Source organism: Thiofilum sp., from assembly GCF_016711335.1.
Taxonomy (GTDB): Bacteria; Pseudomonadota; Gammaproteobacteria; order Thiotrichales; family Thiotrichaceae; genus Thiofilum.
Genome location: NZ_JADJTF010000003.1, coordinates 1 through 11,327, shown reverse-complemented (window position 1 = coordinate 11,327; position 11,327 = coordinate 1). Strand labels below are relative to the sequence as shown.

Sequence of the window (11,327 nt, the reverse complement as noted above, 5' to 3'; positions counted from 1 at the left end):
CCGGTACTTGCTTAGGAGTAAAAGGCGGTGAAAGTAGGAGTAATCCGGTACTTGCTTAGGAGTAATCCGGTACTTGCTTAGGTATTTACAATTAGATTCCTATGTAATAGCATTAGGAACATATAAACGGATTCCTAAATTATGGGCGAACTGATAGTAAAGTCTAATGATGTAATTGAGGCAAGTTACCGCCTAACTCTGAATGAGCAGCGCTTAATTCTGCTTTGCATTCAGCAGATAAAGAAAGGACAAGCTATAACGCAAGATACAAAGTTCATAGTAAGAGCTTCTGATTTTTCTAGCACTTTTGGCGTATCAGAAAAGCGTTCCTATAGTGATTTAAAGGATGTTGCAGATACTCTTTTTGAAAGAAGGGTAATGATTTACAAGCCAGATAAAGACATTCCAAGCTCAACAAGTACTAAAACACGTTGGGTTCAGGCTGTTACTTACATACCAAATGAAGGCGCTGTATGCCTGTATTTTGGCTTAAAGGTACTGCCGTATATTTCAATGCTTGAGGGTAATTTCACCAGATACAATATTGAATATGTGGCAAGCATGAATAGTGTTTATGGGCTTAGATTTTACGAGCTATTCAAATGTTGGCTAATGGGTGATAAATCCAAGATTAAAACCATTCCACTTAATGAACTTAAGGATTTATTAGCCCTAAAGGATACTAAAGGCGGGTATCAGTACCCTTCTATCAAGGATTTTAAGTTGCATGTAATTGACAAAGGCTTAGACGACGTAAACCAACACACCGACTTGCAAGCCGCCTATGAGACTAAAAAGACAGGTAGGCGCATAACTGACTTGGAGTTCACTATAAAGCTCAAGAGTGACACCAAACCAAAGCAGGAAACTAAGCGCCCTGCTCTACCGGATGCAAAGCCCAACACTAAGCCTGCATCTGTACCGGATGAAAGAGAAAGTAAAGCAGATTTGGAGCATTTAAAGAAGCTGGCAGCCTTAGGAGGTGTACCTTTAGAAACCCTCTTAAAACCAGCTAAAAAAGCAAAAGCATAGAGTTTTAATAATCGCCCTACCAAGGTGTTGACGCACCAAGGCAGGACTTCACACCAACGACCAGACTTAAAAGGAGTCGTCAACATGCTAGAACAGCATAGCACAGCCGCGCCTACTCAAAATACAGGTGCAACTTCTCTAGAGGAACTCAAGCAAGCCTTTCAATCCCTGAACGAGCGTGATCAACAGGAAGTCATGGAGTTCGTGTTACTGATTGCTAAGCGCAAATATCAGCACTTGGACAAGAATCACATTCCACGCCTAGTCTTTGCTATACAGCATAACCGCCAACACATTAGAGCAGAATTGCAGTATGCCAATGAAAAGCTAGGTGCTAGCTACGATCTGAGTCAATGGGAGGTGAGCCATGATTGACCGTCACTCACGCTTACCACAATTAGATTTATTCCTACCTGTGCAACCGCGTTCCATTGCCCCTAAGTACCAGCTTAACGTGAATGGTAGTACCTATTACTGGACAGGAAGGGGGCGCTTACCCACTGCCTTTGATGAATACCTCACTCATCACCGACACCTAGGCAGCCGTGAACAGCTTTTGCAGGGCTTATTGATTCAAGGTCAGGAGGTGGCAGCATGAGCTTTACCTATGCCGCTAATAGCGCGATTCCTAGCATTGTAGGTTATAGCGCCCTTGGGTTGGGAGTCTTGAGTGTGGGTAGTCTGTGGTTCAGTGAAATCCCGATTATCGATGTAGCAGGCGGTGCTATTCCTGACTTTGCCGCCTCTTGCTTAAGTGCCTTGGTAGGGAGTGCCATTTTAAAGAGCCGTGAACCTGTAGCCGGATGGTTAGGCTTAGGTATTGTGGTAATTGCCCTTAGCTATGCAGGCGCATCGATCAACACACGGCAAGCCTCCAACATGCTAGAAGCTGCTAAACAAGCCGCTGCTAAGGGGGCAAGCACTGCCAGCAATCAGGGCTTACAAGCACTAGAGGGCAATGCAGGCAACCAGAACGCTATCACTAAGCAAGGTGCAGCCGTGCAATGGCAAGCGGTGCGTCCTCTTAATCAAGCTGAGATAGCGGAATGTATCGAAGCCTCAAAGGATTGGACACGCACACCACAAGGTCGCCTCAATTGCTCAATCGCCACGGACGGCAAGCGCTACGTGTGGAGGAAAGCACCATGAATAAGCTCTTGAGCTATACCAGCCCCTTTTGGGTTTGGCTCATAGCGTGGGTGCTGATTATGAACGGCGCAGCGCATACGCTAGCTCAAGCGATTACAGGCGATTCCCTCAAAGGGTTGGGTGCTCTCCTATGGGAGCACTTTGAACAGTGGAAGGGGCTAATACTATGAGCCTCGACACTCAAATCATGAGCCGCCTAGACCGGATTGAAGCACAGACTAGCGAACTCTTAGCCCAAACCCTGCCACGGATGCCGCAACTCTATGCGTGCATCCTTGGTTTGGTGGCGTTCTCCATAGCCGACTACACCTTAAAAACCCGTGATATTCCCTATTTGAGCGCCACTTATGAACAGGTCACGGATTACATCGGTAATGAATCGGCAAGCCTAGGCGTGTGGATTAGTGACGCTTTGGGGCATGTAGACCGCTCTACCCCTAGCATAATCGCTGAAAATGCCATTAGAGGCTTAGATGCAGTACAGACTTGCCGCCTCATGGTGACATTAAGAGCACGCGAATCTAGCCATAACTACCAGATTGTAAACCCTTACGGTTATCTAGGCGGTTATCAGTTTGGCGCGTCCGCACTGGCTACCGTGGGACTAATCAGCACTCAAGCCGTACAGCAAGCACCTAAGCGGGTTAGACAAGGGCTAAATCCTGAACACGGGGTATTCTTGCGTAATAGTGCGAACTGGCTAGGTAGTAACTATCAGCATTTTTTAAGCACTCCACGCTTACAAGATGCCGCCTTTATTAGTTTGGCTAATACCAACGTAGGCGCGGGTTTTAGCTCAAGAGCACTGATTAAGACTAACCCTAACCGGATAGCAGGCTACGTTGCAAGCGCACATTTAAAGGGTAGTGGTGCAGCTAATAGCTGGTACTTGCGAGGCAAGGATAGTCGAGACGGGAACGGAACACGAACCAGTGACTATGCCAAGTTAGGAGAGGAGGCTATCAATCAGCGCACTGAATTATGCGGGGATAAATCCCTCATTAGTGACCTACTCGACACCTTTACCCGATAACGCACCCCAACCCAAAAAAAGCAGCCCGATACCCTCCAAAATCCCGTCTTTTTTTAGTGCGGGGTTATAACGGACTTATAACGGGCTACTTTTTAAGCAATTGAGGCTTAAAACCATGACACCGAATACTCTAGACGACAACCAAACCGTACACGATAAATTAGTAGCAGAACTTAAAAAGGCTGATTTACGTAATCAAAAAGGACGTGAGGCTATCCATAGCCTGATTATAAAAGCGCACTCTGTGAGGCTGATTAGCGATACCGTCAAGGCACATAATGGCGACCGTGAGCAGTACGTAAGCGGGTTATTAGCCTTAGTGAATCATTATGATTGTGGTGCGCCTATCGCTTTGCGTGAAGTCTGCACCCTTGCCGCAACTCCAGAATTTAGTGCGAACCTACTCCAAACCAAATTAATCCCGCTTATGGTAGAGCTAGGTATTATCTTGCGCTTAGGTGAGCGCTCCTATCAGTGGCAGATTGCCGAAAGGATAGGAGCTAAGCCCTCTTTCTTGGAGTACCTAAAACCCGTCTTAGATGTAGAAAGCACGCAAGCGCTACGCAAACAACAAGCCACGGCTGCGAATGAGGCTAGATTGTTAGAGTTGGCACGTAAGCAAGCCCTGATTGCCCAAAGCCGCAAGCAAGCCACGATGCAAGCCCTTAATGCCGCTCAAGAAGCGGAACGCTTAGCCGCCTCACTGCCTGCCACGCCTAAAACCCCTTTCGATTGGGCAAAAGCTAACGCTATGCCCTTGGTGATTATGGTTTTACTAGGTGCGGTCGTTATTGGGGGAATCCTCCAACCCACAGGCACACCCGCCAACAGTCCCCAACTCGCACCCTTAGCACTGCAACCCACACTACAACCGCCTATGCCTACTTTATCCGTACAACACGCCACACTAGGGAGTGCTGAATAATGTTTATTGGCAAATTCAATCCTGATTCCATCATTCCTAAAAGCTATGGCTCTATGGCAGGTATTGCCCTAGCGGCTATCAGTACCGCACTCTTGACCGATTCACCCGCTATGACGGTAGGCGCATTGGGGGCGCTCTATCTGGCTAACCAATACCGTACTAGGGACAGTCGAGACGGGTATTTATTCGATAGTCCTTTAGATGACTTGATCAATGCCCCGGATGCAATCGCTAACGTGAACGACTTGGTAACGGAACGACTACGCAAAGCCACAGGGAATAAGGATTTAATCGCCCTAGAATCGCGTAGCGCTCAATACCGTCTCTTTAAAATCAGTACCGATAACCCGCAAGAATTAGCTAAGGCATTGCCTAGGGTAGCGAGTGTCTTAGGCATAGCGCCGGATGAACTAGGGTTTATTCCCACAGCAGCGCGTGATTTAAGCATTATTTTAGCGCCCTTGCCTCGCAGTGAATGGCAAGCCGTGCCTTTTGATGAAAGCCAGCTTAAGCCTAATGAGTTAATAGGTTATGTGGGCTTAGACGTACAAGGGCAACCCGTGACCTATCACCGCCAACAATCCCCTCATATGCTCATATCGGGCACAACAGGCGCGGGTAAAACCGAGGTGATTAGAGCCGATATGCACGCCATGCGTTTAAGTGGTTTAAATCCAGAGATTTATATTATCGATGCAAAAGGCACGCTTAGACGTGAATCTTGTAATCAATTCACCGCTGATATGAATGAGGGATTAGAAATACTCACTGAAATAAACCAGCGTGCTAGAGAAAGGATGCAGGAAATAGTAAAGGCAGATTGTGATAATTGGTTTGAATATAAAAAGAAATGCCCTGCTATTTGCCCTAATCCTATTTTGGTTTATATCGATGAATACCCACAGCTTAGAGCCTTGAATAAGGACGCGGTGGAGTTAGCCCTAGGTGAGCTTTTACGGGTGCATCGCAGTGCAGGGGTATTTGTGACATTGGGCATTCAAAAGCCTAAAGCGGATCAATTACCTACTGAGATGCGCGATATGTTAGACGTGCGTCTAGCCCTACGTGTACCGGATAAAACCGCCTCTCTGGTCGCCATAGATGAGGTAGGCGCTGAGGGCTTGGTAGGTGAAGGGGCGTTTTTATTCCGAGTCGGTGGGCATAAGTTGGTGCAGGGGCGTGGTGTGTTTATGGCTAAATACTAATCGGGAATGATCATGGATATAATCCGATACGCTAAGCGTTTAATTAAGATTGTGATTCGCTACCTAAGTAATGTGCTTAAGATAAAAAGGACTGAAAGAGTTATGGGCAAAATGTTATTACATATTTCTCAAGCATTAGTCGAGCTTAATAAACGGACTAATTATACTTGGACTTGGGAGGATATTTTAAGACACCATGCTAATCAGCACGTACCACTATATTTACAATGTAAATTAGAGAATGTGCCCTATATTATTCCACATTATGAGTATGAATCTTCTGAGTATTGTGCGCTATGTGCTCGTACAACGCACTATACAGTAGGAGTATTTAATGGGTATGTTGACTTAACAAGAACAGAAGATGGCGTTAAATATCTAAAAGCTTTAGCTAATCAAGCACCAACTAAAGGTTTTTTTAGTTTTATAGATTCTGATGAGCAGCATTACTCGATAGCGGATATAGCAACTTTAAATAAAATTATTGATGAGTATATGTGTGAGCCTGAAAATTATGAAATGCTTGCATCGTTGAAGTTAGAGTTTGAGGATTTACCTACAGGCACTTTAACTCTTCCAGAACCTACCGAAAAGTATTTTTATATTCAAGACTTCATTTTAGAGCTTTTTATCGAGTGGTTTAATAAAGATAACTCCTATAAATCAGATGAAAAAGAGTTGAAAGTGGTTTCATTAGTTACAAATAACTATCAAGTAAACGCAACATTTGAAGATACGAAAAAAGACACTTCTCTAACTGCGTCGACTACAAATGAAGTGGGGGATTCCAAGGATAAGCCTTTTTACTATTTAAGACTACTATCTAAACTCAATATAGTTGATCAAGAAAATGCGAAAGCCTACCTTACGAGTAATAATGCTTTTCAAAATAAAGTCTTTAAAAAAGTTATTAAGGACTTGGGGTTACAGGATAAACCAAATGCAGAGGGTAAAATAATACTTGCTAAAGAGGATTTAGAAAAGCTCAATTCTGTTTTATCTGAAAATGGGTTTACCGCCACTCAAATAGAAAATACAAGAAAACGTAATCATTACTATGGGGAAGATAATGCGCCTGTTCATAACCAAAAACGGAAAAAAGGAGTAAAAGAAGAAGGTAGTAACTTGAGACCTTAGACTGACCCCTTACAACTATTATGAAATAACAACCTTTCCAACATTTAGGTTGTTAGATATGAAATACGAAACTGAAATTATCAAAGCATATGATGATGATGCTAACCGCACTGTGCTAGAACATGCCTATGCAGCTACTAAATATTCGCTAGAAACAAACGATATAGAGGCAAGCATCCATACCAGCGAGTGGCTTATAGAGGTAGCCTCACGTATAAAGTTTGGGGCAAAAATTAGAAAAGCTATTCAGCGGGATCAACGTATTAAAAACTCTGCCCCTTATCTTTTTCAAGTAAAGGGTGGGGAGCATTGATATGACGAATCCGTTACTAGCGGCTGCTACCTATTGGGCAAACAAGGGATTTAACGTATTCCCCTTGCGTGAGTCTTTAAAAATTCCTGCTACCGCTCATGGTTTAAAGGATGGAACAACCAACATCAACCAAATTGACCAATGGTTTAATCATCCTACCCCTCACTACAACCTAGGCTTGTGTTGTGGCAATGGGTTAGTGGTGATTGATATTGACGTAAAAGGGGGCGTAGACGGGCGTATAGAGTTATATCGCTTGAGTCAGCAGTATGGTGAACTACCCGATACCCTAACGATTTCAACGCCGTCGGGTGGCTTTCATCAGTACTTTCACTACCCTAAAGACTTAGCTCTAAAATCCAGTGCTAACCAGTTAGGACAAGGGGTAGATATACGGGCTGAAGGCGGTTATGTGGTGGCTGCACCTTCGGTTTTAAAGGCAGAAGCCGACCCCAAGGGTAAAACCAGCACAGGGACATACCAGCGAGTAGGGGAGTGTACCACCATAGCCGACTTACCACAGGCATGGATAGCGGCTATTTTAGCGTTAGGTACTCATCCCAAACCCACTACCACCGTGATTCCCTCACCTAGACCTGTCTTGATTCCTGATTCAGAACAACAATTAAGCGACCTACAAGACGCGCTTTTGTGCATACCTGCTGATGACTATGACACATGGACACGTATCGGCATGGCGCTGTATAGCAAGGGCGAGGTTGGTTTTAGCTTATGGGACGGTTGGAGTAAGGGGAGTACCAAGTACGTTGAAAAGGAAATGGCGGCAAAATGGCGCAGCTTTGCCCATTCACAGATCAATGTGGCTACCGTGTTTCATATTGCCAGTCAATACGGGTGGCAGAATCCCGCCAAAGGGCAACCTAAACCTCAAACACAACCTTCTGAAGCACGTAAGGAAGCTAAACCCACACCGATTTACCCCACTTATGGCACTGCTTTAGATCAAGTTAAATTAATTGCTGCCTCCTCTATTGAGCCAAAACCCTTAGCGTGGGCATGGCAGGACTGGCTACCTAAAGGCAAACTCACCCTATTGGTAGGTGCTCCCAAGACAGGTAAAACCTTACTAGCGATTGATATAGCCGCTACTATAACCCGTGGGGGAAAGTTTCCCGATGGTAAGCAAGCCTCGATTGCCTCAGTGATGTTTTGGACTTCTGAGGATGATTTAGACGACACCATTGTCCCTAGATTCAAAGCCGCTGGTGCTAACCTCGACAACGTTTTATTTGTTGACCATGTGGAAACGGAAGGGCGAAACCAACCCTTTAACCCTGCTACTGATTTACCCTTGCTAGTAGAAAAGATTAGCCACCTAGAAAAGCCACCTGCTTTGTTGATCATTGACCCGATTGTATCGGTCACGCATGACATGAATAACGCCTTACAGGTGAGAATGGCACTGTTACCGCTCACCGAAATGGCACAAAAGTATGGTATGGCAATACTAGGCATTACTCACTTTAGAAAATCCACCGGAGAATCAGGCGGACTAGGCGAGCGTATTATTGGCAGTTCAGCCTTCTTACAAGTGGCTAGAATGGTGTGGTATGCCATAAAACCTAAAGATACTGAGGGACAACGGCTATTCTTTCGAGGCGATACTAACCTAGCTAAAGACGAAGAAGGGTATTTGTATGAAGTGGAAAGCCAAGAAGCTTCTTTTCCTGAACGTCGCTTGACGATTCATACCGCTGGCATTGCATGGGGGGCGCATGTTTCTGATGATGAAATACAAAGCTATATCAAACCTACTACAGAAACAGAAGATAGTACGACTGTGCTTGCCTCTGCTAAGGAGTTTCTCAGTCGTTATCTAGCACAGGGTGAAAAGCTGAGAACTGACCTAGAGGAAGAAGCCAAAAATTTAGGTTTCAGTAGCAAAACCCTATCACGCGCTAAGAAAGAGTTAGGTATCAAACATCGGAAACGCCGAGGGGATGCTAAATCAGTATGGTACTTGCCTAGCCAAGAGGTAGATCAAACCACCTTAATACCCATCAATGACGCCGCTTAAAACAACTTAGCCAAACTACACACACAGGGAAAAGTTGACCAAGTTGGCTAAGTTGACCAAGTTGTTTTGATTGAAAAATAGTTGAAGTCATGGTTTATTAAAAAAAAGGCTTGCCTATGTTTAAACAACATTGGGAGGGTATGGTATTAGTTTTATTTAGTAAAACACCAACCTCTAGTTACCTGCAACTGAAATAAAGTTCATGCCTATCAGTTACTTAACTCGATTTTTTGGTAACGCAAGGTAACGTTTCGAGTTACCCGGCAACATACGAACATTTAGTTTGCTGGAGTTTGCAAATACTCAGATTTCAAATCCGACTTCAGGACTACAAGCTTATAGTGGTATCCCCAATAATGGGGACACCTCACTTTAAGCCACACTTGAAATGGCACTTAAGGGGGCGTGATGCTATGCAGCCGCCTCAAAACCGAGGGCGCTCAACCTCTAGGGTGACATTTGAAATGTGAGCCTGTGCGTTCCTGAAAAATCAGGAACATGATTCCAGCCACTATGCTAGCCCCTCCAAAAATGGACGGGCTAGGTGTCGTTCCTAGAAACGCTACCCTTGCCTAATCGTTCTCCTGAAAAATCAGGTAATCACTCTTAACGTTCCCCACTTTTAGGGAGCGCTCTAGTGAATCGTTAAGACCTATAACAAGGGTATACTCTAATTATAATTTCTAAACCTTGCTAAACCCCTCTAAAAAGCCTCTAAATAGGGTTGATTTTGTATTTTTAGAGGGATATTATAGAAACATCTAAACCCTATTTATAATATTCGAGGTTCTCAACTATGGCACTGATTGGCTATGCACGGGTAAGTACTACTGACCAAGACTTAACCACTCAACTAGCACGACTTAAGGAGGCAGGTTGCACTAAAGCGTTCAGTGAGAAGAAAACCGGAACGACCACCAACGGACGCACGGCTTTAGATGAATGCCTTGCCTATCTGCGTGAAGGCGACACGCTGGTATTCACTAAGATTGATCGTTTAGCGCGTTCAGCGCGTGATCTTCAAAACCTGATTCATGATCTGGAAGCACGCGGTATTACCATTCACGCACTGGATCAAAACATTGACACGCGCACACCACACGGCAAAGCCTTTCTAGGGATGTTGGCTATCTTTGCTGAGTTTGAAACCAATATCCGTAAAGAGCGCCAATTAGAAGGCATTGCTAAAGCCAAAGAGGAAGGCGTGTATAAAGGACGTAAAGCTACCGCACAGGCTAAGAAAGCCGAAATAGAAGCCTTATTGAGTGCTGGAATGACTAAGCCCGCTATTGCTAAGCAGTTAGGTATTTCAGTGGCTAGTGTCTATAACGTGATTAAAGCCGCGTCTTAGTTGCCTACCTTTATTCCTACCTCAAGAAGCCGATTTATAAGCCTAATTATTGGTAATAAGCTATGAGTATGTGAGTATGTGAGTATGTGAGTATGTGAGTATGTGAGCCTAGACCTTAACATACTGCTCAATAAAGGCTTTTATCACCTCAGACATTTCTTTACCCTCTAAAGTAGCTTTGATCTTGAACGCCTTCAACAAAGAGGCGGGTAAATTGACATTTAAGCGCTTGGTTTCTTCTTGGGCTACTTCCTCTAGGGCTTTAGCTTTTTGTGGCGTGGTGCGCGTTTTCTTGGCTTTCATCGCGTTTTTTAGGCTCATGACAGCAACTCCAAGACTTCTTGAGTTAATGCCTGTATTTCTTCTATAGCAGGATGACCGGATTCACTGAACACGGTTTGACCTGTTGAGGCTACTGTGGGGTAAATCACCCGCTGGTTAGTCCCCTGCTTTAATATCGGCAAGTCATACCCTTCTAATGCCTCATTTACCTCTTGAGAGAGTTTGGTGTGTTTAATAGCGCGACTAATCACAAATGCAGCTAAGGGCTTGCCGTCTGTAATCGCTTGCCTTGTTTTAATTAGTTCCACTAGATCAGCAGTAGCCCATATGTCAAAGGGTGAAGGCTGTACCGGAATCAGTACTAAATCCGCGCATTTGATAGCAGCGGCGGATAATTTAGCAATCTGTGGTGCACCATCAATCACCACGTAATCATAACCGCCTGCTATCGCTTTTAAATCTGTCGGCAAGGTTTCACGGTCTAACCCGATCACGGGTAGCAGTTGCCCTTGATTCGCTTCATTCCAATCTCTGGCACTGCCTTGTGGGTCTGAATCGACTAACAGCACCTTAGATTTTGCTAACTTCAGCGCATGGGCTAGATGAGTAGCAATCGTGGTTTTGCCACTTCCACCTTTTTGATTAAGTACTGCAATGACTTGAGTCATAAGCTAAATTCCGTTTGATGAGTAAATGAGTATATACACCTATAAGTAAATGAGTATGAAAAGTTGTTTATCCAAACTAGGGCATACACAGGCATTTTTAGAATGATTCTAGGCTGGTTCAATCGCTTTCTTTCTTCTTAAGGTGCGTAAGCAACCCTCTTTATTTTACATTCACTATTTAATATTAGAGACTG

General features: G+C 44.4%; 14 protein-coding genes. 12 read left to right on the top strand and 2 right to left on the bottom strand.

Annotation, left to right across the window (positions count from 1 at the left end; all coding sequences use genetic code 11):
* Window positions 1-141: 141 nt before the first annotated feature.
* The 12 genes from IPL34_RS19120 to IPL34_RS19065 all read left to right on the top strand — a co-directional run bounded on the left by IPL34_RS19120 (window position 142) and on the right by IPL34_RS19065 (window position 10,183).
* A complete protein-coding gene (locus IPL34_RS19120; RefSeq protein WP_296843130.1) occupies window positions 142-1,032 on the top strand; it encodes a RepB family plasmid replication initiator protein in 891 nt (296 codons plus the stop codon).
* An 84-nt stretch (window positions 1,033-1,116) separates the two neighbouring features.
* Complete coding sequence (locus IPL34_RS19115; RefSeq protein ID WP_296843129.1) at window positions 1,117-1,407, top strand: hypothetical protein; 291 nt, start codon at window positions 1,117-1,119, stop codon at window positions 1,405-1,407.
* Window positions 1,400-1,630: a hypothetical protein gene (locus IPL34_RS19110; protein ID WP_296843128.1), complete on the top strand. Its 231-nt coding sequence runs from the start codon at window positions 1,400-1,402 to the stop codon at window positions 1,628-1,630. Before IPL34_RS19115 ends, IPL34_RS19110 begins: the two co-directional genes overlap by 8 nt.
* Entirely contained in the window at window positions 1,627-2,181 is a 555-nt protein-coding gene (locus tag IPL34_RS19105; protein ID WP_296843127.1) for a hypothetical protein, read from the top strand. The genes IPL34_RS19110 and IPL34_RS19105 overlap by 4 nt, the downstream gene beginning before the upstream one ends.
* Window positions 2,178-2,351: a hypothetical protein gene (locus IPL34_RS19100; protein WP_296843126.1), complete on the top strand. Its 174-nt coding sequence runs from the start codon at window positions 2,178-2,180 to the stop codon at window positions 2,349-2,351. Before IPL34_RS19105 ends, IPL34_RS19100 begins: the two co-directional genes overlap by 4 nt.
* Window positions 2,348-3,214 (top strand): hypothetical protein, encoded by an 867-nt coding sequence (locus tag IPL34_RS19095; RefSeq protein WP_296843125.1) that lies wholly within the window; start codon window positions 2,348-2,350, stop codon window positions 3,212-3,214. The genes IPL34_RS19100 and IPL34_RS19095 overlap by 4 nt, the downstream gene beginning before the upstream one ends.
* A 115-nt stretch (window positions 3,215-3,329) precedes the next feature.
* Complete coding sequence (locus IPL34_RS19090; protein ID WP_296843124.1) at window positions 3,330-4,139, top strand: hypothetical protein; 810 nt, start codon at window positions 3,330-3,332, stop codon at window positions 4,137-4,139.
* Window positions 4,139-5,344, top strand: coding sequence for an FtsK/SpoIIIE domain-containing protein (locus tag IPL34_RS19085; protein ID WP_296843123.1), 1,206 nt, complete (start codon window positions 4,139-4,141; stop codon window positions 5,342-5,344). Before IPL34_RS19090 ends, IPL34_RS19085 begins: the two co-directional genes overlap by 1 nt.
* Window positions 5,345-5,446: 102 nt before the next feature.
* Window positions 5,447-6,481: a hypothetical protein gene (locus IPL34_RS19080; RefSeq protein WP_296843122.1), complete on the top strand. Its 1,035-nt coding sequence runs from the start codon at window positions 5,447-5,449 to the stop codon at window positions 6,479-6,481.
* A 58-nt stretch (window positions 6,482-6,539) separates the two neighbouring features.
* The gene (locus tag IPL34_RS19075; RefSeq protein WP_296843121.1) at window positions 6,540-6,794 is read left to right on the top strand and encodes a hypothetical protein; all 255 of its coding nucleotides are present in this window, start codon (window positions 6,540-6,542) and stop codon (window positions 6,792-6,794) included.
* 1 nt (window position 6,795) lies between these two features.
* On the top strand, window positions 6,796-8,832 hold the full coding sequence (locus IPL34_RS19070; RefSeq protein WP_296843120.1) for a bifunctional DNA primase/polymerase: 2,037 nt from the start codon (window positions 6,796-6,798) through the stop codon (window positions 8,830-8,832).
* Window positions 8,833-9,628: 796 nt separating this feature from the next.
* Window positions 9,629-10,183: a recombinase family protein gene (locus IPL34_RS19065; RefSeq protein WP_296843119.1), complete on the top strand. Its 555-nt coding sequence runs from the start codon at window positions 9,629-9,631 to the stop codon at window positions 10,181-10,183.
* 108 nt (window positions 10,184-10,291) lie between these two features.
* Here IPL34_RS19065 and IPL34_RS19060 read toward each other — a convergent pair whose 3' ends face one another.
* The gene (locus IPL34_RS19060; protein ID WP_296843118.1) at window positions 10,292-10,504 is read right to left on the bottom strand and encodes a hypothetical protein; all 213 of its coding nucleotides are present in this window, start codon (window positions 10,502-10,504) and stop codon (window positions 10,292-10,294) included.
* Complete coding sequence (gene parA / locus IPL34_RS19055) at window positions 10,501-11,133, bottom strand: ParA family partition ATPase (RefSeq protein ID WP_296843117.1); 633 nt, start codon at window positions 11,131-11,133, stop codon at window positions 10,501-10,503. Before parA ends, IPL34_RS19060 begins: the two co-directional genes overlap by 4 nt.
* Window positions 11,134-11,327: the final 194 nt, after the last annotated feature.